22 protein-coding genes are annotated in these 25,504 nt (G+C 34.6%); 10 read left to right on the top strand and 12 right to left on the bottom strand.

Annotated features, from left to right (window positions below):
- Positions 1-32: 32 nt before the first annotated feature.
- From BUC23_RS10560 to BUC23_RS10550, 3 genes are all read right to left on the bottom strand, one after another.
- Entirely contained in the window at positions 33-1,268 is a 1,236-nt protein-coding gene (locus BUC23_RS10560; protein WP_073209227.1) for an alpha/beta hydrolase-fold protein, read from the bottom strand.
- Positions 1,269-1,668: 400 nt separating this feature from the next.
- A complete protein-coding gene (locus BUC23_RS10555) occupies positions 1,669-2,913 on the bottom strand; it encodes a DUF418 domain-containing protein (protein WP_073209226.1) in 1,245 nt (414 codons plus the stop codon).
- A gap of 258 nt (positions 2,914-3,171) precedes the next feature.
- A complete protein-coding gene (locus tag BUC23_RS10550; RefSeq protein WP_073209225.1) occupies positions 3,172-4,110 on the bottom strand; it encodes an L-threonine 3-dehydrogenase in 939 nt (312 codons plus the stop codon).
- Positions 4,111-4,412: 302 nt separating this feature from the next.
- On the opposite strand from BUC23_RS10550, the gene BUC23_RS10545 reads away from it, so the two are divergent.
- Both BUC23_RS10545 and mfd read left to right on the top strand, forming a co-directional pair.
- Positions 4,413-5,015: a hypothetical protein gene (locus BUC23_RS10545; protein ID WP_073209224.1), complete on the top strand. Its 603-nt coding sequence runs from the start codon at positions 4,413-4,415 to the stop codon at positions 5,013-5,015.
- Positions 5,008-8,376 (top strand): transcription-repair coupling factor, encoded by a 3,369-nt coding sequence (mfd, locus tag BUC23_RS10540; protein ID WP_073209223.1) that lies wholly within the window; start codon positions 5,008-5,010, stop codon positions 8,374-8,376. Before BUC23_RS10545 ends, mfd begins: the two co-directional genes overlap by 8 nt.
- Positions 8,377-8,421: 45 nt before the next feature.
- Here mfd and BUC23_RS10535 read toward each other — a convergent pair whose 3' ends face one another.
- From BUC23_RS10535 to BUC23_RS10520, 4 genes are all read right to left on the bottom strand, one after another.
- Complete coding sequence (locus tag BUC23_RS10535; RefSeq protein ID WP_073209222.1) at positions 8,422-9,030, bottom strand: transposase; 609 nt, start codon at positions 9,028-9,030, stop codon at positions 8,422-8,424.
- A 99-nt stretch (positions 9,031-9,129) separates the two neighbouring features.
- Positions 9,130-9,786, bottom strand: a complete 657-nt coding sequence (locus BUC23_RS10530) for an aspartate kinase (RefSeq protein WP_073209221.1) — start codon at positions 9,784-9,786, stop codon at positions 9,130-9,132.
- Positions 9,787-9,904: 118 nt separating this feature from the next.
- The gene (locus BUC23_RS10525; RefSeq protein WP_073209220.1) at positions 9,905-10,264 is read right to left on the bottom strand and encodes a YraN family protein; all 360 of its coding nucleotides are present in this window, start codon (positions 10,262-10,264) and stop codon (positions 9,905-9,907) included.
- Positions 10,265-10,339: 75 nt separating this feature from the next.
- A complete protein-coding gene (locus BUC23_RS10520) occupies positions 10,340-11,242 on the bottom strand; it encodes a S66 peptidase family protein (RefSeq protein WP_244153796.1) in 903 nt (300 codons plus the stop codon).
- A 282-nt stretch (positions 11,243-11,524) separates the two neighbouring features.
- Between BUC23_RS10520 and BUC23_RS10515 the strand changes: the two genes are divergently transcribed.
- From BUC23_RS10515 to amaB, 3 genes are all read left to right on the top strand, one after another.
- The gene (locus BUC23_RS10515) at positions 11,525-12,634 is read left to right on the top strand and encodes an endonuclease/exonuclease/phosphatase family protein (RefSeq protein ID WP_073209218.1); all 1,110 of its coding nucleotides are present in this window, start codon (positions 11,525-11,527) and stop codon (positions 12,632-12,634) included.
- 108 nt (positions 12,635-12,742) lie between these two features.
- Positions 12,743-13,282 (top strand): 3-hydroxyanthranilate 3,4-dioxygenase, encoded by a 540-nt coding sequence (locus BUC23_RS10510; protein ID WP_073209260.1) that lies wholly within the window; start codon positions 12,743-12,745, stop codon positions 13,280-13,282.
- Between the two features lie 300 nt (positions 13,283-13,582).
- Positions 13,583-15,136 (top strand): L-piperidine-6-carboxylate dehydrogenase, encoded by a 1,554-nt coding sequence (gene amaB, locus BUC23_RS10505; RefSeq protein WP_073209217.1) that lies wholly within the window; start codon positions 13,583-13,585, stop codon positions 15,134-15,136.
- A 69-nt stretch (positions 15,137-15,205) separates the two neighbouring features.
- Here amaB and BUC23_RS10500 read toward each other — a convergent pair whose 3' ends face one another.
- The 5 genes from BUC23_RS10500 to BUC23_RS10480 all read right to left on the bottom strand — a co-directional run bounded on the left by BUC23_RS10500 (position 15,206) and on the right by BUC23_RS10480 (position 19,566).
- A complete protein-coding gene (locus BUC23_RS10500) occupies positions 15,206-15,703 on the bottom strand; it encodes a DUF6646 family protein (protein WP_073209216.1) in 498 nt (165 codons plus the stop codon).
- A gap of 44 nt (positions 15,704-15,747) precedes the next feature.
- The gene (locus BUC23_RS10495) at positions 15,748-16,473 is read right to left on the bottom strand and encodes a metallophosphoesterase (protein WP_073209215.1); all 726 of its coding nucleotides are present in this window, start codon (positions 16,471-16,473) and stop codon (positions 15,748-15,750) included.
- A gap of 141 nt (positions 16,474-16,614) precedes the next feature.
- Positions 16,615-17,754, bottom strand: coding sequence for an ATP-binding protein (locus BUC23_RS10490; protein WP_073209213.1), 1,140 nt, complete (start codon positions 17,752-17,754; stop codon positions 16,615-16,617).
- An 85-nt stretch (positions 17,755-17,839) separates the two neighbouring features.
- Positions 17,840-18,595 carry an SDR family NAD(P)-dependent oxidoreductase gene (locus BUC23_RS10485; protein WP_073209212.1) on the bottom strand — a complete coding sequence of 252 codons (756 nt, stop codon included), beginning with the start codon at positions 18,593-18,595 and terminating at the stop codon, positions 17,840-17,842.
- Between the two features lie 98 nt (positions 18,596-18,693).
- The gene (locus BUC23_RS10480; RefSeq protein WP_073209210.1) at positions 18,694-19,566 is read right to left on the bottom strand and encodes an aldo/keto reductase; all 873 of its coding nucleotides are present in this window, start codon (positions 19,564-19,566) and stop codon (positions 18,694-18,696) included.
- A 212-nt stretch (positions 19,567-19,778) separates the two neighbouring features.
- Between BUC23_RS10480 and BUC23_RS10475 the strand changes: the two genes are divergently transcribed.
- The 5 genes from BUC23_RS10475 to BUC23_RS10455 all read left to right on the top strand — a co-directional run bounded on the left by BUC23_RS10475 (position 19,779) and on the right by BUC23_RS10455 (position 25,492).
- Positions 19,779-20,783 (top strand): AAA family ATPase, encoded by a 1,005-nt coding sequence (locus BUC23_RS10475; protein WP_073209209.1) that lies wholly within the window; start codon positions 19,779-19,781, stop codon positions 20,781-20,783.
- Positions 20,784-20,864: 81 nt separating this feature from the next.
- Positions 20,865-21,728: a DUF58 domain-containing protein gene (locus BUC23_RS10470; RefSeq protein WP_073209207.1), complete on the top strand. Its 864-nt coding sequence runs from the start codon at positions 20,865-20,867 to the stop codon at positions 21,726-21,728.
- A gap of 56 nt (positions 21,729-21,784) precedes the next feature.
- On the top strand, positions 21,785-23,416 hold the full coding sequence (locus BUC23_RS10465) for a hypothetical protein (RefSeq protein WP_073209206.1): 1,632 nt from the start codon (positions 21,785-21,787) through the stop codon (positions 23,414-23,416).
- Positions 23,416-24,417, top strand: coding sequence for a vWA domain-containing protein (locus tag BUC23_RS10460; protein ID WP_073209204.1), 1,002 nt, complete (start codon positions 23,416-23,418; stop codon positions 24,415-24,417). Before BUC23_RS10465 ends, BUC23_RS10460 begins: the two co-directional genes overlap by 1 nt.
- Before the next feature lie 40 nt (positions 24,418-24,457).
- A complete protein-coding gene (locus tag BUC23_RS10455; RefSeq protein WP_073209203.1) occupies positions 24,458-25,492 on the top strand; it encodes a vWA domain-containing protein in 1,035 nt (344 codons plus the stop codon).
- The last annotated feature ends 12 nt before the right edge of the window (positions 25,493-25,504 follow it).

The raw sequence follows: 25,504 nt of genomic DNA, 5'->3' as shown, positions 1-25,504 counted from the left end.
TGAAAAGGGCTTTTTTTATGTTTTGTTTTTTCTTAATTCACTTGAAGATTGTCTAGCTTTTTTCTTGTTTCGGGAAACTCTTTAATTGATAGCGCTTTTTTGTAAAGATTAATTGCGTTTGCTTTATCCTTTTTAGCATCATAAAAATCTCCAAGAGAATCATAAACATTAAAACTTTCAGGATAATTAGCGACATTTAATTTAAATAAAGATTCAGCTTCTTCAAAATGCTTTACGCCTAATGCTTGATATCCAAGAGTATTTATAAGACCTTCTGGAACTTTTACCTCGTACCCAAATTTCTTTGACAGGTCGCTATAATGCGTTTCAATTTTAGATAGTAATACCTTATTAATATTCATATAGTCAGACATGGTTAGCTTTAATTTATAGTAATCAAAAATAAAACGAAGCGCATCGTATTCGGTAATTAATGTTACAGAGTTGTGGTCATCATCGTTATAATATTTGGACTGGTATTTTAATTGGTTTTGCTTATTTGGACTCATATAGTTATCCAACTCCAAAATGGATCGAATATGTTTTGTGATATCAGATTTGTCCTTTTTGACTTTTGTGATATCCATTCCTTTTTCCATAGTATTGGCAATTCCTAAAAACAAGGAAACATTCGGGTATTTATTGATAGCTAAGGCGTTTTTAGTTTCCATTAAAAGTTTTTTATTGTCCCACCACATACTTGGGTCAATGGCTACATAAGCGTTGAATAAATTGGTGTGATGAATTAAAGTATTTATAACAGTCAAACCTCCTAAAGAATGTCCAATTAACATTCGGTAGGGTGTAGTTGGATATAATGAATCAATATGAGGCATTAATTCTTTTTCTATAAAAGAAATGAATTTTTCACCTCCACCAGTATTTTTAGCAGCAATGCTATCCATCATAGGTAGAGCAGAGTTAATATGTGTTGGGGTTAGATCTCTCGTTCTGTCCGTATTTGGGATACCTATAACAATCATTTCAGGAAAATTAGTATTGCCGCCTATTGCACTTAGTTGTTCAATCATTCCAACAATTGAATTAAAATGAGCATCGCCATCTAATATATAAATAACAGGATAGCGTTGTTTAGAAAAAATACCGCTTTGATCACTATTGGGAATATGGATCAAGATCTTTCGCTGTTCCTTTAATATTTTTGAATAAACGCTATCAACGGTACCTATTTCAATTTTATTATTTTTTTGAGCAATTGCACAAAAAGAAAGAATTATTAGAGTGAAGGAGAGAAGAATTTTTTTCATAGCGAGGAATTATGGTTTAAAATTAAAGGGATGAAATGTGTTTCTTTTTTATTTAAAATTCTAACAACTCAAAAGTAAGATTTTTTTTAATATTACAATTGAATTTCACATGATATTATTTGTTAATCAGATAGTTAGTAGTTTTCTTATTGATTTTTTTTTGGAATAAATAGGAGATACAAGAATTTTATTTGTTTAACTTAGAATGTCTCATTTTAAAATCGGGTTCATCACCTTAATTTTAAAATCATACATTCTAAATTATAGAAAAAAGTCTTTTTCAAATGCTCCAACATATCCACGGTCATGGATTCCAAATCAAATTTATGTTTTCAGTTCCAATCTTTTCTGGCAGGATTATCATCGATACTCGCGGGCCAGCTGTCGGCTATTAATAGAATTAATATTTTATTGTTTCTAAAGCGGATTCCTTTTTTTGATTTTCATTTGAAATTGTTATAATAGGGAGGTTGTTTTTTTCTGTCTTTTTAAGCGGAAATAATTTGCCATAACTCAAGACTCTCCACAGCCATTCAACAGGGCCGTAATTGTATTTTGAAAGCCACCATTTGCTTATAAATAACTGAATAATGAATACTGAAATGGCTAAAGAAAAATAAAACCAATAGGGCATACTATTGGATATATTCAAGCCAATACCCGAAAAAATAAATGCAGCAAGTATATTTTGCGCCATATAATTCGTCAATGTCATTTTTCCGGAAACCCTGAAATAATTGAAAATTGTTTTTAGTTTACTACTGCAATGCAGTAGGCAAATACCAGTTGCGATAAACAGCATCGTGCTTAGAATTAACCAGTAAAAAGGATTAAAATAGCTAAAAAACGTAAGTTTGTTTACCATTGCAAATTTTAAAAACACACCTAAAGACAGCGCAGTAAACAGACTTATAAAAAGTGTGGTTTTTAATTGTTTTTTCAATTCATGTAAACGATTAAAAAAATTGATTTTTTGAGCATAAAACCCTAAAAGCATACAGGCAAACATTACTACATGTGCCGTAATTGCATATCCTAGTACAATTATTTGTTCATAATAACTCGCTAATAAATTAAATTCAAAGAAATCAAACCAGTTGCCCGAATAAAACAATTTCAGATACTCAGGACTAGTAGAAATTTCAGGATAAACCATATGTATATTGTTTATGTAGGCAGCAATAAATGGAATCATTAAAAAAAGAAGTAAGCAGGTTATTAGTATTGTTTTTGCTGAACTTTTATAAAATAGCAGCAGTATAAGACCCAAAAAAGCATAATCTTTCAAAATATCACCCAGCCAAAAAGCGGAGTCAATAAATGCAAACATAAACAGTAGGGTCATTCTCCAGCCAAAAAAGCAAACAGGATTTTTTCCTTTACTAGCCACATTATTTAGGAGAACCGCAAAACCATAACCAAATAAGATCGTCAATAATGTCCAAGATTTGGCTGCAAAAAAGATTTCATTTACTGCCGCAAGCATGTGAGATAAAACACTGTTGTCTTGTGCAGAAGATGGTAATCCGATATGGAAAAAATCTGAATAGTTTCCAATGACAACTCCCAATAGCGCCCAGCCTCTTAGAATATCGACAATAGCAGTTCTCTTATTTTCTTCAATTGGTTGAAAGGAATTTGACATATAATTACTTTTGGTTTACGGTTTTTTTGAAAACGAATCAAAAGTAAGAAAAATAATAAGGAATAAGTTTTTAAATTCTAGGTTTGTTAAGTATCAAATATGGGCTTTTTGAAAGAGGTAAAGTGAATGATTTCACTTTTTTCAGCTTAACAATAACATCAAAGAAGAGCTGTTCTATAAACAAAAAAATGTCTGATTTTAAAATCGGGTTCATCACCACAATTTTAAAATCAGAAATTTTAAATCAAAGACAAAAGTCTATTTCAAATGCTCCAACATATCTACTGTCATGCTTTCCAAATCAAATTTGTGTTTCCAATTCCAATCTTCCCTGGCGTATGCATCATCGATACTCGCTGGCCAGCTGTCGGCTATTTTTTGACGGAAGTCAGGTTCGTAAGAAATAGTAAATTCAGGAATGTGTTTTTTGATTTCAGCAGCAATTTCTGTCGGGGTAAAACTCATTGCGGCTAGATTATAAGCAGAACGAATTTTTATTTGCTCGGCTGGAGCTTGCATAATTTGTATCGTTGCGGCAATGGCATCGTCCATGTACATCATTGGCATTTTGGTTTCGGAGGATAAAAAACATTCGTATTTTCCGTCACTTAAAGCCTTGTGATAAATATCTACCGCATAATCAGTTGTTCCGCCACCCGGAGGCGAAGACCAGCTGATTAATCCCGGATAACGTACGCTGCGAACATCTACGCCAAAGATATTATGGTAATATTCGCACCATCTTTCGCCGGCTTGTTTACTGATTCCGTAAACTGTTGAAGGTTCGATGATGGTATATTGCGGGGTATTTTCTTTAGGGGTTGTAGGACCAAAAACAGCAATGCTCGATGGCCAGAATATCTTTTTTATTTTTTTGGCTTTCGCCAAATTCAAAACATGAAACAACGAATTCATATTCAAATCCCAAGCAAAAGCAGGGTTTTTCTCGGCTGTCGCTGATAATAATGCCGCCATTAAATAAATCTCATCAATTTGATGAACTTCGACAAGATGCTCAATCTGATTAAAATCTAATGCATTCACTACTTCAAAAGGACCGGAATTAACCACATCAGTATTCAGTTTTCGAATATCGGAAGCAATTACATTATCGGTTCCATATAGTTGTCGAAGTTTATGGGTAAGCTCCGTTCCAATTTGTCCGCAAGCGCCTATAATCAATATTTTAGTACTCATTTTATCTGTTTTAAAAATTCAAAGATAACGTTTTCGTAAATAACATAATTTTGGATAAAAATATTATTAAATTCTTAAAATGATATTCATAATCTAATGAAATTATTAATATTTATAATTTAAAGCATCAAAATATCTTCTGAAATAGTAGATTGTTATTTGAAAAACGCAAATGAGATATAAATTAAATTCAGAGCTTTTTTGAGAGATGCAAATCTCCAGTAGTTTACTAAGTTATTACTAATTTGGTAATTCGTTATTGTGAATTTACTTTGTAACTTTGTACGTTAATATATTAACTTATGAAATATAAATTATCATGCTTCTTTTTTCTGATTATCATTTTGTCTGCGTGCAAAAATGACAATCAAAAACGATTAGCAGAAAATGAAAAACAGGCTAAAAAAAACGAACTCATTTTTTCAAATATAAACAAAGGCTGGGTTTTTTATGACACGCCTATTAATTCAACTTCTGAGGCTACAGTAGCCAGCTGGAACGAATTGCGAGTGTTTTTTGCGGAATTAGCCGTTAAACCTAAAAAAACAATCGGAGCGTTTCAAAAAAAATCAAAAGCATTGTCTAAAAAAGTAATGGCTCTTAATGAAAACATTCCTTCACAGTTCAACAAACCTCAGATAAAAAGTAGGGTTTCCACTTTAATCACCAAGGTGAGATTGTTGGATTTATTCCTTAATCTGGATAAGATTCCGGATCAAAAAGTAATTGTTTTAGTTTCAGAAATCAATGCGGAATTAGTTTCCTTGCAAAGACAAATGGACAAAATTGTAGAAAAAAGTAAAATTCCTGTCGAAGAAGGGGAATCGGAATTAATGAAAATGATGGATACTTCCAGAGCAATTCCGAATACACCAACCGACCCAAATCTACCACGCGTTGAGTAAAAAAGCTTTATATAATACCTACGATGATTCTCCAAAAACGCAACAGATTGTTGCTCGTTTGCAAGAGAATAATCAAGTAAAAATGCATCTTGATGGATTATTGGGATCGGCAATTTCTTTTGTCATTCGTTCTATTTTCAAGAAATCAGAACTTCCTTTTTTAATTGTTTTTAATGATAAAGAAGAAGCCGCGTACTATTTGAACGATTTGGAACAAATGATTGGTGACCAGGATGTTTTGTTTTATCCAGGGTCCTACCGTCGTCCGTATCAGATTGAAGAAACTGATAATGCGAATGTTTTACTTCGCGCCGAAGTCCTGAATAGAATCAATTCCCGCAAAAAACCCGCAGTTATTGTCACCTATCCCGAAGCATTATTCGAGAAAGTGGTAACCCGAAAAGAATTGGATAAAAACACATTGAAAGTTGCTGTTGGTGACAAGATTTCGATCGATTTTATCAATGAAGTTTTGTTTGAATATGAGTTTAAAAGAGTAGATTTCATTACGGAACCCGGAGAATTTTCCGTTCGTGGAGGAATTGTCGATGTATTTTCTTTTTCGAATGATAATCCGTACCGAATTGAGTTTTTTGGAGACGAAGTCGAAAGCATTCGTAGTTTTGATGTAGCGACGCAATTGTCGATTTTGCAACAAAAGAAAATTACGATAATCCCAAATGTGGAAAACAAAGTTTTTCAGGAAAACAGAGAAAGTTTCTTGGATTACATATCGGAGAAAACCGTCATTTTCATTCAAAACACCGAATATCTTTTATCACAATTAGACAAACAATTTGCGAAGGCCGAAGAAGCTTTTGAAAAGTTATCTAAAGACATAAAACATTCCACACCGGAACAATTGTTCTTAAACCAAGCTGGTTTTATTAAAAGAGCGTTGGATTTTTCGATTGTGGAATTGAGTTCAAAACATATTTTTAGAACCACCAAAAAGTTCGAATACCACATTCAACCGCAACCGTCATTCAACAAACAATTTGATTTGTTATTGAATAATCTGAATGAAAATCATTTCAATGGCTACAAAAATTATTTGTTTTGTTCCAATGATGCCCAGGCCAAAAGATTTCATGATATTTTTGAAACCTTGGATGAAGCAAATTCTGAGAATATCAGGAAACAATATCATACCGTTGTTTTGCCTTTGTACCAAGGATTTATCGACGAGGAAAACCAAATAACCTGTTACACCGACCATCAGATTTTTGAACGCTACCATAAATTCAGCATCAAAAACGGCTATTCGAAAAAGCAAAACATCACTTTAAAAGAACTGACGACGTTATCCGTTGGTGATTATGTGACGCATATTGACCACGGAATCGGGCGATTTGGAGGTTTGCAAAAAATACAAGTAGAAGGCAAAACGCAAGAAGCTATTAAGCTCGTTTATGCCGATAATGATATTGTGTATGTCAGTATTCATTCGCTGCACAAAATTTCGAAATACAACGGAAAAGACGGAACACCACCCAAAATTTACAAATTGGGTTCGAATGCCTGGAAGATTTTAAAACAGAAAACCAAGGCGCGCGTCAAACATATTGCATTCAATTTGATTCAGTTGTATGCCAAAAGAAGACTTGAAAAAGGATTCCAGTTTGCGCCTGACAGTTATTTGCAAAACGAACTTGAAAGTTCCTTTATTTACGAAGATACACCGGACCAAACCAAATCAACGGCAGAAGTAAAAGCTGATATGGAAAGTGACCGTCCAATGGATCGCTTGGTTTGTGGAGATGTAGGTTTCGGGAAAACTGAAGTTGCCATTCGTGCCGCTTTCAAGGCGGTCGATAATAGTAAGCAGGTTGCGATATTGGTTCCGACCACGATTTTAGCGTACCAACATTATAGAACTTTTACAGAACGATTGAAAGACATGCCAGTTTCTGTGGGGTATTTAAACCGTTTTAGAACGGCCAAACAAAAAGCAGAAACCCTAAAATTATTGGCCGAAGGGAAACTTGATATTGTCATTGGAACGCATCAATTGGTCAACAAAAATGTGGTTTTCAAAGATTTGGGATTGCTGATTGTTGATGAGGAACAAAAATTTGGTGTCAACGTAAAAGACAAACTCAAAACCATTGCTGCCAATGTAGACACGTTGACTTTAACAGCAACGCCAATTCCGAGAACATTGCAGTTTTCGTTAATGGCGGCACGCGATTTATCAGTAATTACAACACCTCCGCCCAATCGTTATCCTATTGAAACGAATGTAGTAGGATTTAGCGAAGAGATGATTCGAGATGCGATTTCGTATGAAATTCAGCGAAATGGACAGGTTTTTTTCATCAATAATAGAATAGAAAACATCAAGGAAGTTGCCGGAATGATTCAGCGATTAGTGCCTAATGCCAGAGTAGGAATCGGTCACGGACAGATGGAAGGGAAAAAACTCGAAGAGTTGATGCTGGCATTTATGAACGGAGAATTTGATGTTTTGGTCGCAACCACCATCATCGAAAGTGGTTTGGACGTTCCTAATGCGAATACGATTTTTATCAATAATGCGAATAATTTTGGTCTTTCAGATTTGCATCAAATGCGTGGTCGAGTAGGACGTAGCAATAAAAAAGCGTTTTGCTATTTTATTTGTCCGCCTTATTCTGCAATGACGGATGATGCCAGAAAACGAATTCAGGCTTTGGAACAATTCAGCGAATTGGGAAGCGGTTTTAATATTGCAATGAAAGATTTAGAGATTCGTGGTGCCGGAGATTTATTAGGTGGAGAACAAAGTGGTTTCATCAACGAAATTGGATTTGATACCTACCAAAAAATCATGAACGAAGCCATTGATGAACTGAAAGAAAATGAATTCAAGGATTTGTATCCGGAGGAAAACAATTTGGAAACCAAAGAATATGTCAAAGACCTCCAAATTGACACTGATTTTGAGTTGTTGTTTTCAGATGAATACATCAATAATGTTTCGGAACGATTGAGTTTGTACAATGAATTAGGTTCGGTTAAAAATGAAGAAGAATTGATCGTTTTTCAAAATAAATTGATTGACCGTTTTGGTCCGATGCCGCCACGAGCTAATGCGTTAATGAATAGTATTCGTATCAAATGGATTGCAACTCGTATTGGAATCGAGAAATTGGTGATGAAACAAGGAAAGATGATTGGGTATTTTGTATCGGATCAACAATCAGATTATTACCAATCGAATCGTTTTCAACAAGTAATAAAATTTGTGCAAACGCACAGTTCTATTTGTAAAATGAAAGAAAAACAAACGCCAGCTGGTTTGCGATTACTGTTGACTTTTGACAATGTGAAGAATACCAGGACAGCTTTAGAATTCATGGAGATGTTGGGTGGTGATTAAAAGAAAGCTTCCAGCCTTTTGAAAGCTGGAAGCTTTCTTTTAAACTTACTCTATAATTAAATCCTCAATTTCATCTAAATTTTGATTAATGGTATGGTAATATTTAAAATTTTCTAAATCATTAAACGATTCTATTACTTTTTCTCTTTGTAATTTTGTCTTCTTGTTTGAGATAACTGTTCCATAAGAAGTCCAAGGATATTCTATGATGTGTTCTGTAAACTTATGATGAACTGGATTATTGTGGATATAAAAAACAAGTTTTTGGAAATAAGTTTCCGAATTAACCACTTTTCGCCTAAAGTTTTTCTCAAATAAACTACCTGTCCTTTTATATCGTTTATTTATAGCTAAAGTATAAGCGTTGAATAAATTTGAAAACTGTTTTGAAGCGTTAACTATTTTTGGTTTATCAGTTGAAGAGTATTCTAATTTTGTAATATCAATTTCTTCGGTTTCTTTGATGTAAACCAGAATGTGAAAATGATTTTTCATCAAACACCAAGCATAAGTTTCTGCTACGGGGTCAATGTATTTCTCGTATAACCTCAAAAAGTGTTTATAGTTCTCAATTTCATAAAACAAATCTATTCCATTATTGCCTCTATTATAAATATGGTAGTATCTACCGTTTTCAAGAGGAATTGGATTCATAATGTGTTTTTTTAGTTTAAAAACTTCTTCCCTTTTAAAGCTTCCAGCCTTTTGAAGGCTGGAAGCTTTGTTGGAAGCTTTGTTGATTACCGGAATTTTCTAATTCTTCAAGTCTTTTATTACTTTAAAAGCCACATCCACTTGGTCTTCACTTACCAATATGGTAAATTCATTTGAAGTAGAAATCACCTCATTGATGATGATTCCTTCCCAAGCCAATCGCTGGAAAATAAAATAGTAAATTCCGGGAACAACGATATTTTCTTTTGGTAATTTTACGGTGATTGAAGCAAGATTGTCCAGTTTTTGAATTAATTTCTCCGTTGCAAAGTGCTTGTCAACCAAATGAGTTACACTATTGCTTACCACAATATTAGTTTCGTTAACACCTCTTGATGAGGTATAAAAAATATCTGGGAAAGAGTTGATATCAGTAATTAAATCAGCTTGTTTGTTTAAAACGGTTTCTGATGCTGCGAAAGTAAAGTCGGTCAATGCGGAGCGAACAGTGATTTCACCAATGTTTTTTATTACTTTATTGATTTTATGATTTAGTCTAAAATCTAATTCTTCGGTTAATCTTTTTAATGCCATTACGACTGCACCTTGCTTTACTTCTTTGCCAAATTCACTTTCTAATTCGGTCATTATATTTCTGGATAATGAAGTCAGATTGATGATTCCAAGCGATAAAGCATTAAGCAGGAAGGGCTTAGTTTTGATGTAGTTTTCTACAATTGATGAAACAGTTTTCATAGCTGTACAGGTTTAGTTTTTTTGTAAAATAGTTGCAGTTAGTATATAGTTGTGTGTAATAACCGTGCAAATATAATTAAAAAACAATTTGTTACAAATATAACATTGAAAATTTTCATTAAAAATGATAAAAAGCGTCGATAAGGTGCTCAATTACAAGTGATTTACCTTCTTTATGGATGGCAATGATGTCAAAACGGACTTCAATGTCTAAATCTCGTTCGTTTACATAGGCATCAACTGTTTTTAGTAGAAGTTGAATTTTTTTTGGTTTTACAAAATCTTGCGGTAAACCAAATTCGAGGGACGAACGGGTTTTTACTTCAACGACGGCAAGTGTATTTTCTTTCTTGGCAAGAATATCAATTTCCGCTTTTTGAAAAGTCCAGTTGGTTTCCAGTATAGTATATCCCTCTTTTTGCAGGTACTCAACCGCTAATTCTTCGCCAAGTTTTCCAAGTTCGTTGTGTTCAGCCATAAGAATTGTGTTCAGTGTTCAGTCGCAGTATTCAGTTAAAAAAAAATTTCCGCAATCAAAAAAGCCTTTTGTAGATCAGGGGGCACTAAAAGTCACAGTACTCCTATTTGCATTAACATCAATCGTTACTTTACTGCCTAAAACTAGGGCTCTATTATCCTGAATATGACCAGCGGGGAAATTATACAAAACAGGAATATTGTATGCTTTTGTGACATCATCTATGATTTCAATGGCGTTTTTTCCCCATGGAATATCGTTGTCTTTCATTTTGGTCATAGAACCGACCAAAATTCCTTTTATGCTTTCCAAACAACCATTGCGTTTCAAGTTCATCATCATACGGTCAATATGATATAAATATTCATCTAAATCTTCAATGAATAAAATTTTGTCGGTGCAATCAATAGCGGATTTTGATCCAAATAAACTGTATAAAATGGACAAATTACCACCGACTAATTCGCCAGACGCTTTTCCTAATTTATTCATGGCAAATGGACCAATTTTATAGGTTAGCTTTTCGCCAAACATCGCAATACGTAATGATTCGATCGCTTCTTTAGATGCTTTGGGAATGCTTATTGGCATTATTCCATGAATGGATTTAAAACCTAAAGTGTTCAAATGATTGTGCAAAACGGTAACGTCGCTAAAGCCTATAATCCATTTTGGATTTTGTTTGAATTTGGTAAAATCCAATAAGTCAATCATTCGGACTGTTCCATATCCTCCTTTGACGCACCAAATGGCTTTAATATTTGGATTGTCCAGTTGTTGCTGAAAATCGGCAGCGCGTTGGGCATCAGTTCCCGCTAATTGATGGTCATCTAAACCAATTGTACTTCCTATAACCACTTCAAGACCCCAGCTGTGTAGTAAATCTATAGCAGGTTTAAGATTGTCATCTATGTTTTTTCTGGCTGTTGCCAAAATGGCTATTGTATCTCCTTTTTGTAAAATAGGTGGTGTTATCATTGGTGTATTATTGGCTTGACAGTTGAAGGATTGAAAAAGAAAAATAAGAAATAGGAATTTATATAAAACAAAATTGCTGTTTATAAAAGTAAATCGGGTCACATGCATTTTTGTTGCTTTTTTATAAATATATCAAAATCTTAGAAATAGAAATCTAATTAAAGAATAAAACAAAGATAAGCAATTAGAAAATAATTTAGAGTTCCATCTCAAAATGAAGTATTTTTACAAATAGCCAACTTAAAAATAGCGTATAATTTCAAATAGTATAATTAAAAAATTATGAGAATAAAACCTTTGATTCTCCTGTTTGTTTTATTTTTTTTCAATGCAAACTCCAATGCACAGCAAAAAAACTATGTTATACATACGGTAGCATTTTATAATTTTGAAAATTTATTTGACACAATAAACGACCCGGTTACTAATGACGAGGAATGGACACCATCAGGATTGCAGCGTTGGACTTCTAAAAAATACCGTCATAAACTGCAAAACTTAGCAAGAGTATTATCTGAAATTGGTTCATCTGAAAATCCCGATTCTCCCACATTTATTGGCGGTTCCGAAATAGAAAACAGGGGTGTTCTGGAAGATTTAATCAAACAACCAAAACTGATTAACAAAGACTACGGAATCATACATTTTGACTCGCCTGATAAAAGAGGGATAGACGTGGCTTTGTTATATCAAAAGAGACAGTTTCAGCCTACAAGTTTTTCTAATATTCCTTTGTATGTTTATAGGAATGACACCAAATCAAAGGAAGTGGCAAAAATGGAATCTGAACAAATAACAGATGATGTTTTACAAATAAGCACTCAAAATCATCGAATTTATACTAGAGATCAGCTTCTGGTAACTGGTTTTCTGGATGGTGAGGAAATCAATATCATTGTTAATCACTGGCCGTCGCGTTCCGGAGGGGAGAAAAAAACAAGCCCTTTTAGAGAGGCAGCGGGAGCTTTAAACAGGAAAATCATCGATTCCCTTCAAAGAATTAATCCAAATGCAAAAGTGATTACCCTTGGTGACCTGAATGACGGACCCTATAATAAGAGTGTAAAAATAGCGCTTGGCGCAAAAGCCAAAAAGGGAGATGTCCTTCCACTTGGCATATACAATCCATTTGAAGAAATGGCCAAAAAAGGTATGGGAACAATCGCTTTTCGGGATGCTTGGGATATTTTCGACCAAATTATGGTTTCAGGATCGTTATTAAAACCAAATAAATCCTCCTTTTCCTATTGGAAAGCTGGAATTTACAATAAACCTTTTTTAATTCAAACCAGCGGACAATATAAAGGATATCCTTTGCGGCATTCACCCACCGAAATTGGTTTTAGCGACCATTTTCCGGTCTATATCTATTTAATCAAAGAAAAAAGATAATTTAACATCCTATTTATTGCAACTTATATGACCTTATATTTCTTATATGGTTAAATGATTTCATCTATTTTTTTATTTCATAACTTTACAATTAAAATTACAAAAAACATGGCAATAGCAAAACCTTTCAACCTCAATAAATGGGTAGATGAGAACCGTCATCTTCTTAAACCACCAGTAGGGAACAAAAATTTATATACAGAATCCGAGGATTATATCGTGATGGTTGTTGCAGGTCCTAACGCACGAAAAGACTATCATTATAACGAAACCGAAGAATTATTTTATCAACTCGAAGGCTCTATAAAAGTATTTGTACAGGACGAAGGGCAGCGAAAAGAAATGGAACTTCATGCGGGTGATATGTACCTTCATCCGGGAAAAGTCCCGCATTCTCCGGTTCGTTCCGAAGGTTCAATAGGATTAGTCATTGAAAGGAAACGTGTCGGAAAAGGACACAAGGATGGATTAATGTGGTTTTGCGATAATTGCAACCATAAATTATACGAAGTCTATTTTGAACTTGATAATATTGAAAATGATTTTCTGCCACATTTTGAACATTTTTACAATTCAGAAAAATTACGAACCTGCGAAAATTGCGGAACCGTAATGGAAGCCGATCCTAAATTTGTAACCAAAAAATAATATTTAGGAGCTATTCCCGCTTTGCGTTACAAGCCGTCATTCCGTTGGCAACATTTTTAAATAGCTACAAGAGCTTCCTTTGGTCGCTTCGTAGCTATAAAAAATGTAAGCCAACGTGATTTCCGGGCTTTGCACTTCTATCGGGGCTAAACACTTGATGTACTAAAAAACTTTCGATTATTCTACAGTGTTGTTTGCAAAATCCCGCAAAACATAAAAAATCGCATTCAATGGTTATTTTTTCAGGTTTATATAATATCTTTACAAAAAAATATAACAAATTTCATTAAAAAAGTTACAATGATAACAATAGCAGATCAATTTGGAATGAAAGAAGCATTGGCGCAATTAGGTGTAAAAGCCATAAACGAAGGAACTTCAACAGGTGTAAACCATTTTTCAAACGGAGAAATTCTTGAAAGTCATTCGCCAGTGGACGGACAATTAATCGCATCAGTAAAAACAACTACTGCTGCCGATTACGAAAAAGTAATGCAAACCGCTACCGAAGCTTTTAAAACATTCAGATTGATGCCAGCGCCACAACGTGGTGAAATCGTGCGTCAGTTTGGAGATAAATTACGTAAAAACAAAGAAGCTTTAGGTAAATTGGTTTCCTACGAAATGGGAAAATCATTGCAGGAAGGATACGGAGAAGTTCAGGAAATGATTGATATCTGTGATTTTGCAGTGGGTCTTTCCCGTCAATTACACGGATTAACGATGCATTCAGAACGTCCAGGACATAGAATGTATGAGCAATATCACCCATTGGGAATTGTTGGAATTATTTCAGCATTCAACTTTCCAGTAGCAGTTTGGGCGTGGAATACAGCATTAGCTTGGATTTGTGGAGATGTTTGCGTTTGGAAACCTTCTGAAAAAACACCACTTTGTGGAATTGCCTGTCAAAACATAATTGCCGAAGTAATCAAAGAAAATAATCTTCCAGAAGGAATTTCTTGTTTAATCAACGGTGATTATAAAGTAGGTGAATTGTTGACTAATGATAGACGTGTACCTTTAATTTCTGCTACAGGATCAACTCGTATGGGGAAAATAGTTGCGCAAGCAGTTGCAGGACGTTTAGGAAGATCGTTATTGGAATTGGGTGGAAACAATGCAATCATTGTGACTCCGGATGCTGACATTAAAATGACTGTTATCGGTGCCGTTTTTGGTGCCGTAGGAACAGCAGGACAACGTTGTACTTCAACGCGTCGTTTGATTATTCACGAAAGTATTTATGATAAAGTAAAAGACGCAGTTGTATCGGCTTACGGACAATTGCGTATCGGAAATCCATTGGACGAAAACAATCATGTTGGACCGCTAATCGATACTCATGCTGTTGAAATGTACAATAATGCCTTAACAAAAGTCGTTGCCGAAGGTGGGCAACTCCTTGTAGAAGGTGGCGTTCTTTCTGGTGAAGGGTACGAAAGTGGTTGTTATGTGAAACCTGCTATTGCAGAAGCGGATAACTCATTCGAAATCGTACAACACGAAACCTTTGCTCCTGTTTTATATTTAATAAAATATTCAGGTACTGTTGAAAATGCTGTTGATGTTCAAAACGGAGTGGCTCAAGGATTGTCTTCAGCGATTATGACTAACAATTTAAGAGAAGCAGAACATTTCTTATCTGTTGTAGGTTCTGACTGTGGAATTGCAAATGTGAACATTGGAACGTCCGGAGCTGAGATTGGTGGCGCTTTTGGTGGAGAAAAAGAAACTGGAGGAGGAAGAGAATCCGGTTCTGATGCTTGGAAAATCTACATGAGAAGACAAACCAATACAATCAATTATACGACGAGTTTGCCATTGGCACAAGGAATCAAATTTGATTTGTAAATAACAATAAGTATAAACTAAAAAAGGCAATTTGAATTTTTCAAATTGCCTTTTTTTATTTAACCAATGTTACAAATTGAAAGAAGCTCCAATATTAAACACAAATTGATTGTTTAGTTTATCAAAACCTATTGGGTTCGTTTTATAACTTGCAATAGGAATTCCAGCTTCTGTAAAAATACCAAAACCTTCTGTGAAGAAATAACGAAATCCTAAATGTGCACCAAAATTTCTTAAACCTAAATCAAGACCTGGATAAATATCCATTTTTTTATCAAGTTGAAAAACATTTCCTAAATTAGCATTGAATCTAAATTTAGCATCGATTCTGTCTCCAAATTCTGGTTTGTTTCCTAAATCATCTGAACTCGCAGATAGCAGGTAAGAAGCAACAAAACCATAAGACATGTTTTCTCCAAGGCCAAAATCAGAAGAGATACCAATTCCTGACCCGCCATTTTGAATATTTGTACCAACATCAAATTTAACGTCTCCTTTTCCTTTGAAAGCTTGGGCATTTACGAAACCAACTGCCAATAATAATGACAATGTAATAAACTTTTTCATACTCTTGAACTTTTATAATTTTAGGCAAAAATAGTTTAAATAAATTAATTCCTACCTTTTTCATTGGGGTATAAAGACGGTAAAGGTTCGCTCTGCCAGAATTCCTTTGTGGCCACATCCATAATAGTTAACGGACCTTTAAAAGCAGCACCAGTATCAATATTCCAAACGCAAGCCATTTGAACCGGGATAGTTTCTCCAATTCTGGTGACTGGTGTATGACCTATATAAATCTCTTTATATAATGTAAATCGTTTGGGGTATAACAAATTATCAATTTTCATATTTTTATCTAAAGCCAAGGCAGTTTCCCATAGCGTTCTGTCCCAGTAAAAAAGTTTGGGGAAATATTCAAAGTCAATTCCGTTCATATTGGTAAAACCAGCATGTATAAACAAACGGTTGGCATCGTCCAGATGGTAATCCTCTAAAGCATGCAGGAATTCAATATGTTTAAGTTTGGTTGCCGCACTTACATTTGCGTAAGCAAGAACAGTTGCTTCGCCGCCATGCTTGTACCATAACAAATTGTCTTTGCTTTCATCAAGCCAGGTTCGCAGTAATTCATCATGATTCCCCCGAATGAAAACGCAGTTGTGTGTTTTATTTAATTCAATTAAAAAATCAATCACCTGAGGGGATTGACTCCAGCCATCTACATAATCTCCCAAAAAAATCAAGGTGTCATTTTTGGTAACAGCTGCTCTTTCCATTATTTGGTGTAGTGCATGTAAACCACCATGTATATCTCCTATGACGAGTGTTCTCATTTCTTGTAGTCTCAATTTGTTCTTTTACAAAAATAGCAGAAAATAAGTATTGTGTTACCTGGCTATTTAAAAAAGTGTTTGTTTGTTATTTTTTGTAAAAAACACACAGGCGATTTAATATTGGTATAGGAGTTACATCATTTATTGTACATCATATTTCATTTTTCTCAAAATCCGCAACGCTTCTTTAAAGGACAAATAGATTTGGTTGAACGGTTTCAAAAGCAGTTTGGCATCAATTAGTTTTTGTCTGGCATCTTCAAAGCCGTTGAGGTAACAAATCATGAATGTTGAAGGTAAGTTCTCTAAATCTTTTTGTTCCCGCTCGGATAACGAAAGTCCTTTCTCGAGTTTTTTCAGCAAAGCAATATTAGAATTGTAAATATGAAACAACATTTTTTTGTTGAATTCGGGAGGCTGAAAAAGCATTTCTCTCTCAATTTTGTAATAACCATTATCGTGAAAATGAATGGTTTGTTTCTCTAAAGGATAATAACTTGTTTTGTCATTCAAACCTAAAGGGACATATTCTATAATCGTGAAAGTATCTTCGTCATAAATGATTTCGACCACGTCCTGAGCCGAGTAAAAAAGCTTGATTTGTTCATTTATCAGTTCAATATCAACACGGGATAAATAGGTTTTATCACGAGATTTTTTGGCAATTCCAGCCCAGCAAATCACGAATAATTCCTTGAAGACTTTGTATTTTGGCGACATGTCTTTGTGCCGGAAATTCATAAAATCAATAACGCCATCAAGCGTATATTCGATACTGTTTCTGGAATTATTTTCGATGCCAATAACAGTTTCCGTGTTTTGATAATTTTTTTCAATCTCTCCTTCCACGGGCATTGTATTGCTACCTCGTCGTATAAAAACGGAATGCGCAGGAATAGTGTGAATTCCTTTTTTGAAATAGGAAGTTTTACTTTTTGGCTTTATCGTTACAAGTCCAATTACTTTGTCTTTAGGCAAGTTTGGGAAAGGCACATTTTCATATTGAATCTTAGGCGGGTTTTCCAGAAACGCATTCACTAAATTCTGAATGCGACTGTCGTCAAAAAAATCGTCACCTACAATGGCATTATCATGATCTTCGACCCCGACAACAATATAGGAATTGTTCGCAGGATTCGAATTAGACAAGGCACAAATGTGTTTCAAAAACTTGGCTTTTCCCTCTCGGGTATGCAAATTCAACTGACGCTTTTTATCATAAAAACTGCTCTCATCATTGTGAGCGAGAAGGTTTTTGATAAGAATACGTTTGTTGATCATTACTATTCGATTTTTAGATTTCTTCGATTGTTGGATTTTTAGATTGCCTAAATAATCTAAAAATCCAATAATCTAAAAATCAATTTTAATTATTTCTTTTTAAAATAGTTGCTGATGCCTGTGCGGTAGGATATACAATAAGATCAGCAATATTTACGTGATATGGTCGGGAAACCACAAAATGAATGATATCAGCAATATCCTCCGGTTGTAAGGCTTCGATACCTTTATAAACATTGGCCGCTCTCTCAATATCGCCTTTAAAACGTACTTCGCTAAACTCGGTTTCTACCATTCCCGGATGGATCGCACCAACGCGAATTCCATAAGGATTCAAGTCCATTCGCATGGCTTGGTTTAGGGCATCAACGGCGTGTTTTGAAGCACAATATACGTTTCCGTTTGGATACACTTCCTTTCCCGCTATGGAACCAATGTTAATGATATGACCAGATTTTTGCTCAATCATTTTCGGAATTATTGCTTTCGAAACATATAAAAGCCCTTTCACATTGATGTCGATCATGGCGTCCCAATCCTCTAAATCTCCATTTTGTATCGAATCTAAACCATGGGCATTTCCCGCATTATTAATCAAAACATCAATTTTGGAAAATGCTTCAGGCAAAGAATCGATGCTTTCAAAAACGGCCTTTTTATCGCGAACATCAAATGATAAAGTATATGCCTCCGTAAACTCGGACAGTTCATTTTTCAGTTCTTCCAGTCGGTCTTTGCGTCGGCCACAAAGAATGATTTTATAATTGTTTTTAGCTAATATTCGTGCTGTTGCTTGACCAATTCCACTAGTTGCACCGGTAACTAAGGCTATTTTATTCATAGTTTATAATTTCTATTTTTTTAAAGGAATATGTTCAACAAATCCTTTTCTCTATTGTTAAATCTAAAATCTCTGAACTGAACACTTGCCACCATTTTCTATGGTACATTTTTCCCCATGCTTTCTGACCAAATCGCAAACCAATCTTCTTTTTCCAGTTTTAATTCGACCGCTTTCATCAGCGATTGGATTCTGGCTACATTTACAGTTCCTGCTATCGGAATAACTTTTGCGGGATGTTTTAAAACCCAAGAAAGTAAAATCGTATCAGAACCTAAATGGTATTTTGAAACCAATGTCGCCAATAATTTTTTTAATCGATGGGTTTGTGGGATGTCTTCTCTGAAAACACATCCCAATGGATTCCAACTCATCGGTCGGATTTTGTGCATTTGCATATAATCAAAACTACCGTCAATCATAGGTTCGAAGTTGGTTGCCGAAAATTGTATCTGGTTGTAACTGATTTCCGTTTTCTGACGAATTAATTCTGTTTGCGAAGAAGTAAAATTAGAAAGTCCGAAATCAATAATTTTCCCGTCGGATTTTAATTTTAAAACGGCTTCGGCAATTTCGTCTGCTTGCATCAAAGGACTTGGTCTGTGCAATAAAAATACATCCAAATAGTCTGTTTGTAAATTCTTTAAGGAGTTTTCAGCAGACGAAATAATGTAATCTTTGGAATACTCGTAATGTTTGATGGTGTTTTTACGGTTTTCCGTCACCATTTGAATCCCACATTTAGAAATTAACTGCATTTTTTCTCTGGCTATTTTGCTGGAAGCAAACGCTTTTCCAAAATCAGATTCGGTGGTATAATCACCATATATATCAGCATGATCGAAGGTTGTAATTTTGTTTTCTAAACAGACATTAATCATATTTTCCATTTCTTTGGTATTGAGATTTTTATCCCAAATTCCCCAATTCATGACACCTGCCATAATAGGTGATAATTTTGTTTTGCTCATGGTTTTTATTTTTTATTGAAATTCTTAAAACTTCGATTTCAAAGTATATTTTTCAAAGTTCTTAAAAATAGGTAAATTCTATCATAATTCATCCTTAAAATTAGGGTATTGGTTGAAGTTTTAACCATTTTTTAACATCTTACTTCTAAAAAAAAATTCAATTTGCACCATCAAAACAACGGCATTAAATTCAAGGTTTTAAAAATAGGAAAATGGAAGAAAATACAGCGACTTTAGACATTAGAGCAATCAATGAAAAAATTGAAAGAGAAAGTGCTTTTATAGACCTTCTCACCATGGAAATGAACAAAGTTATTGTGGGTCAAAAGCACATGGTAGAGCGTTTATTAATCGGACTTTTAGGCCAAGGGCATATTTTGTTAGAAGGAGTTCCCGGATTAGCAAAAACACTGGCGATAAATACCCTTTCACAAGCTGTTCATGGATCTTTCAGCAGAATACAATTTACACCAGATTTATTGCCTGCCGATGTTGTGGGTACCATGATTTACAACATTAAAGCCAATGAATTTTCGATTAAAAAAGGACCGATTTTTGCCAATTTCGTCCTAGCTGATGAGATTAACCGTGCGCCAGCAAAGGTACAATCAGCACTTTTAGAAGCGATGCAGGAAAAACAAGTGACCATTGGCGACACTACTTTCAAACTAGACCGACCATTTTTAGTTTTAGCAACCCAGAATCCAATTGAACAAGAAGGAACATATCAATTGCCTGAAGCGCAAGTCGATCGTTTTATGTTGAAAACGGTTATTGACTATCCAAAAATGGAAGACGAACGTTTAGTAATTCGCCAAAATCTAAAAGGAAGTTACGAAAAAGTAAATCCAGTAGTTTCTGTAGAACAAATTTTACGCGCTCAAGAAGCGGTTCGTGAGGTTTACATGGATGAAAAAATAGAGAAATACATTCTTGATATTATTTTTGCGACACGTTACCCAGAGAAATATAAATTAGCAGATTTGAAACCGTTAATCAGTTTTGGAGCTTCTCCACGTGGAAGTATCAATTTGGCGAATGCCGCAAAATGTTACGCTTTTATCAAACGTCGTGGATATGTAATTCCAGAAGATGTTCGTGCTGTGGTTCATGATGTATTGCGTCACAGAATTGGAATTACGTATGAAGCGGAAGCGGAAAACATTACTTCAGTTGATATCATAAACAAAATCGTAAACGAGATCGAAGTACCTTAAAGTTTGTTTAATGTTTAAAGTTTCAAGTTGTTGTGTTGCGAACTTGGAACGTTAAATTTTTAAACTTTAAACAAATTAAAAATGGATACAAAAGAGCTTTTAAAAAAGGTACGAAAAATAGAAATCAAAACCCGAAGATTGAGCGATCATATATTTTCAGGGGAATACCATACTTCTTTCAAAGGACGGGGAATGACATTCAGCGAAGTACGTCAATATCAGTACGGCGATGATATTCGAGCCATTGACTGGAATGTGACCGCACGATATAATGAAGCCCACGTAAAAGTTTTTGAGGAAGAACGTGAATTGACAATGATGTTGATGGTGGATATTTCAGGTTCTGAAAGTTTTGGTTCTAAAAACCAATTCAAGAAAGATATTGTTACGGAAATCGCAGCCACAATGGCATTTTCGGCTACTCAAAATAACGATAAAATAGGATTAATTTTATTTTCGGATGAAATCGAATTGTATATTCCGCCTAAAAAAGGAAGATCGCATGTGTTGCGCATCATTCGAGAACTGATTGAATTTCAACCCAAAAGTCAAAAAACTGATGTTGCCCAAGCGTTGAAATTTTTATCGGGAACCCAAAAAAAGAAAGCCATCGTATTTATTATTTCTGATTTCATGTCAGAAGATTACGAACAGACTTTAAAAATTGCTTCAAAGAAACACGATATAACTGGTATTCGCGTGTATGATATTCGGGAAGAAAAAATGCCAAATTTAGGAATGGTTTCCATGCTCGATGCCGAAACCGGTGAGATCCAAGTGGTGGACACGGGTTCTAAATCAGTGCGGATGAATTACGAGAAACTGTATCAGGAAAAAGTAAATTATTTTAAGGAAACATTCAGTAAATCAGGTTCGGGCGTAGTAAATACCAGAGTTGACGAAAGTTATGTGACAAAATTATTGAGCTATTTTAAATCGAGATAAAACAAAACATAACCTTATCAGGATTTTAAAGACTGATAAGGTTAACTAGATAAAAAATGAAAATTAGACTTTACCTACTTTTTTTACTGTTTACAACGTTTGTTTTTGCGCAGCAAAAGCAAGTAGTTACAAGTATTGACACGATTAAAAATAAAATTGGTGCCGAATTTAAACTGTCCATAAAAACGACTGTTGACACTTCGTCTAAAGTTATTTTTCCAAAATTGAAAAACTTTGGGGCGCTAGAGGTAATTCAGTCTTATCCAATTGACACTGTCAAAATGGACGGCCGTTATGAATTGGTAAAAAAATACGGCTTAACCCAATTTGATTCCGGTAGATATGTTATTCCAAGTATAAAGATTTTTATCAACAGCAAACCGTTTATGACGGATTCACTTTTGGTTGAGGTTGCCAATGTTAAAGTTGATACGTTAAAACAAAAAATGTTTGATATTAAGAACATCGCCCCAGCGGACAATTCGATTGGGAATTGGTGGAAATACCTGTTGATTTTAGCATTGATTATTGGTATTGGAGCATTCATTTATTGGTACATCAAAAAACACCAAAAGAAAAAATTAGAAGAAGAAATTTTCAAAACACCAATTGAAAAAGCAACCAGTTTGCTGAATAATTTGGAGAAGAAAGAACTTTGGCAAAAAGGGGAAGTCAAAGCTTATTATAGCGAATTGACGGATATTGCCAGAAATTATATCGAAGAAGCAATTGAAATTCCCGCGATGGAAAGCACAACTTCTGAACTGATTCAAGGACTTAAAGCGGCTTCTGTCAAAAAGAAAATGACGGTTTCGCAGGAAACAATCGAAAATCTGGAGCGAGTATTGAAACAGGCCGATTTAGTGAAATTTGCTAAATCTAAACCGTTGGATTTTGAAATTACCGAAGATCGAAATAAGATTCAAAAGGCAATTTTGACATTAGATAGTTCAATTCCGGTTGAAGTTCCAGTCGAAGAAGATACTTTGTTGAATGAAGCACAAAGGCAAAAGCAGATTCAAATTCAACTGCGAAAAAAGAGAAAGAAACGTATTGTTCTTACCATTTCTTCTATTGCTTTTATCTTGGTGGCAACGACAACTTTTTTCATCGTTCTCAAAGGATTTGATTTTGTAAAAGACAATATTTTTGGTAATGCCAGTAAGGAATTATTGGAAGGCGAATGGATAAAAAGTGAATACGGAAATCCTGGAATTATAATAGAAACGCCAAAAGTGCTTAAGAGAGTAGATTTGACCAAGACATTGCCTAAAGACGGAATGGCTTTGATTAAAGAAATGCAATCTTTTGCTTATGGGACTATTCAGGACAATTTCTACATTATGATTTCTACCTTAAAATACAAAAAAGAAGGAGAGATTGATTTGGCAAAATCAATGGATGGAGCGTTGCAATCCTTAGAATCGAAAGGAGCTAAAAACATGATTGTCAAGCAAGAAGATTTTGAAACCAAAGAAGGAATTAAAGGACTTAAAGCATACGGAACATTTTCGAAAATAAACAGTGCTACTCAAAGCAGTACCAAATTATATTATGAAGCACTATTGTTTAGCCAAGAAGGCGGATTACAGCAAATTATAATTTTCCATGAAGAAGGCGATGATTATGCAAACCAAATATCAGAACGAGTTTTAAGCTCTGTCGAATTAAAACAATTAAGTAAATAATGGATAAGATAACTTTTTTAAACCCAGAATTTTTTTGGTTGTTTCTTCTGATTCCAGTGGCTGTTGTTTGGTTATTTTGGAAAAAAAACCAACAATCGGCAACTTTAAAGATCAGTTCCATTCAAGGATTTAAGAATTCCGATTCTTTATTAGTAAAGCTAAAACCAATTTTGAATGTGTTTCGAGTATTGGCTTTATCGTCTTTGATTGTTGCCATGGCCAGACCAAGAACGGTTGATGTGAGCAATAGAACAAAAACCACTAAAGGAATTGATATTGTAATGGCAGTCGATGTTTCCGGAAGTATGCTTGCCAAAGATTTGAAGCCAAACAGAATGGAAGCGCTGAAGAGAGTAGCGGCTGATTTTGTTGAAGAAAGACCAAACGATAGAATTGGACTTGTAGTTTATGCTTCGGAAGCTTACACTAAAACTCCGGTGACAAGTGATAAAGCAGTTATTCTTGATGCTATCAACGGAATCAAATATGATAATGTTCTACAAGACGGAACAGGAATAGGAATGGGATTGGCAACTGCCGTAAACCGATTAAAAGACAGTAAAGCCAAAAGTAAAGTAGTTATTCTTTTAACGGATGGTGTAAATAACGCTGGGTTTATCGAGCCTGAAACAGCATCAGACATCGCGAAACAATACGGAATTAAAGTATATACGATAGGAATTGGTTCAAATGGAATGGCAATGTTTCCATACGCGGTTGCACCAAATGGACAGTTTTTATTCCAAATGATGAAAGTGGAAATTGACGAGCAATTATTGAAAAGTATTGCCAGAAAAACGGATGGTAAATATTTTAGAGCAACCAGCAACAGTAAATTGGCCGAGATTTACGCTTCTATCAATAAACTGGAAACCACAGAAATTGAAGAGCTAAAATTCTATGATTATGATGAAAAATTCAGACCGTTTGTATGGTTTGCAGGTTTCTTATTGTTACTTGAAATAGGATTGCGAAAAACGGTTTTTAAAAGCTTTATATAATGAGAGTTGCAAACTAAAAACTGTGACTAAAAGATAAAAAATGGAATTAGACGAAAAAAAATATTTATACTTACTTTTTATACTACCCATCGTGGTGTTGGTTTTTCTAATTAATTTATATTGGAAAAGAAGAAAACAACGCGAATTCGGGGATTTGGAAATGGTTAAAAAACTGAGTCCTGAGAGTTCTGTTTTTAAGCCTGTTTTGAAGTTGGTATTGCTGCTTCTTGCTTTGGTTGGAATTATTTTTGGATTAGTGAATCCAAAAATTGGAACTAAAATGGAAACCGTAAAACGAGAAGGAATTGATATCGTTTTTGCAATGGATGTCTCCAAAAGTATGCTGGCCGAGGATGTTGCACCAAATCGGTTGGACAAAAGCAAGCAGATTGTTTCGCAAATTATCAATCAGTTAGGAAGCGATAGAATAGGAATTGTAGCTTATGCTGGAAGTGCTTTTCCCGTTTTGCCCATTACGACAGATTACAGTGTTGCCAAAATGTTTTTGCAAAGTATGAATACAGAAATGGTTTCTTCGCAAGGAACATCGCTTGATGAAGCCATAAAATTATCTTCGACTTATTTTGACGATAAAAGCAAAACGAGCAAGTTGTTGATTTTGATTTCAGATGGAGAAGATCATTCTGAAGGAGCTGAATCTGCAGCGGAAGAGGCAAATAAGCTGGGAATGAAAATCATTACGATAGGTATTGGAACTGAAAAAGGAGGAACGATTCCATTGAAAAGAAATGGGATAGTGGAAAGCTTTCAAAGAGACAACAATAATCAGGTTGTAATTACTAAATTGAATGAGGCGGGTTTAATTGCTATTGCAAAAGCCACAAAAGGAGGTTACATAAATGGGAATAATACCAAGGAAGTGCTTGAATATATCAAAAACACTTTGGATAAAATCCAAAAAACAGAATTTGAAGCTACAGAAATGGCTGATTTTCAATCGCAATTTCAATGGTTTTTAGCATTTGCTTTTGTTTTGTTATTCCTGGATATTTTCCTTTTGGAAAGAAAAACAAGTTGGGTGAATAAATTAAATTTATTTAACGAGAATAAATAAAATATAAAGAGC

This window comes from Flavobacterium xinjiangense (assembly GCF_900142885.1).
GTDB lineage: Bacteria > Bacteroidota > Bacteroidia > Flavobacteriales > Flavobacteriaceae > Flavobacterium > Flavobacterium xinjiangense.
This window is presented reverse-complemented; position numbering and strand designations above follow the sequence as displayed.

Coding starts and splice junctions, on each gene's coding strand:
- BUC23_RS10470 (WP_073209207.1), top strand. CDS start 20,865: ATGGATACAAAAGAGCTTTTAAAAAAGGTACGAAAAATAGAAATCAAA.
- BUC23_RS10530 (WP_073209221.1), bottom strand. CDS start 9,786: ATGAAAACTGTTTCATCAATTGTAGAAAACTACATCAAAACTAAGCCC.
- BUC23_RS10535 (WP_073209222.1), bottom strand. CDS start 9,030: ATGAATCCAATTCCTCTTGAAAACGGTAGATACTACCATATTTATAAT.
- BUC23_RS10465 (WP_073209206.1), top strand. CDS start 21,785: ATGAAAATTAGACTTTACCTACTTTTTTTACTGTTTACAACGTTTGTT.
- BUC23_RS10455 (WP_073209203.1), top strand. CDS start 24,458: ATGGAATTAGACGAAAAAAAATATTTATACTTACTTTTTATACTACCC.
- amaB (WP_073209217.1), top strand. CDS start 13,583: ATGATAACAATAGCAGATCAATTTGGAATGAAAGAAGCATTGGCGCAA.
- BUC23_RS10495 (WP_073209215.1), bottom strand. CDS start 16,473: ATGAGAACACTCGTCATAGGAGATATACATGGTGGTTTACATGCACTA.
- BUC23_RS10545 (WP_073209224.1), top strand. CDS start 4,413: ATGAAATATAAATTATCATGCTTCTTTTTTCTGATTATCATTTTGTCT.
- BUC23_RS10550 (WP_073209225.1), bottom strand. CDS start 4,110: ATGAGTACTAAAATATTGATTATAGGCGCTTGCGGACAAATTGGAACG.
- BUC23_RS10515 (WP_073209218.1), top strand. CDS start 11,525: ATGAGAATAAAACCTTTGATTCTCCTGTTTGTTTTATTTTTTTTCAAT.
- BUC23_RS10520 (WP_244153796.1), bottom strand. CDS start 11,242: ATGATAACACCACCTATTTTACAAAAAGGAGATACAATAGCCATTTTG.
- BUC23_RS10480 (WP_073209210.1), bottom strand. CDS start 19,566: ATGAGCAAAACAAAATTATCACCTATTATGGCAGGTGTCATGAATTGG.
- BUC23_RS10560 (WP_073209227.1), bottom strand. CDS start 1,268: ATGAAAAAAATTCTTCTCTCCTTCACTCTAATAATTCTTTCTTTTTGT.
- BUC23_RS10500 (WP_073209216.1), bottom strand. CDS start 15,703: ATGAAAAAGTTTATTACATTGTCATTATTATTGGCAGTTGGTTTCGTA.
- BUC23_RS10475 (WP_073209209.1), top strand. CDS start 19,779: ATGGAAGAAAATACAGCGACTTTAGACATTAGAGCAATCAATGAAAAA.
- BUC23_RS10490 (WP_073209213.1), bottom strand. CDS start 17,754: ATGATCAACAAACGTATTCTTATCAAAAACCTTCTCGCTCACAATGAT.
- BUC23_RS10460 (WP_073209204.1), top strand. CDS start 23,416: ATGGATAAGATAACTTTTTTAAACCCAGAATTTTTTTGGTTGTTTCTT.
- BUC23_RS10555 (WP_073209226.1), bottom strand. CDS start 2,913: ATGTCAAATTCCTTTCAACCAATTGAAGAAAATAAGAGAACTGCTATT.
- BUC23_RS10525 (WP_073209220.1), bottom strand. CDS start 10,264: ATGGCTGAACACAACGAACTTGGAAAACTTGGCGAAGAATTAGCGGTT.
- BUC23_RS10510 (WP_073209260.1), top strand. CDS start 12,743: ATGGCAATAGCAAAACCTTTCAACCTCAATAAATGGGTAGATGAGAAC.
- BUC23_RS10485 (WP_073209212.1), bottom strand. CDS start 18,595: ATGAATAAAATAGCCTTAGTTACCGGTGCAACTAGTGGAATTGGTCAA.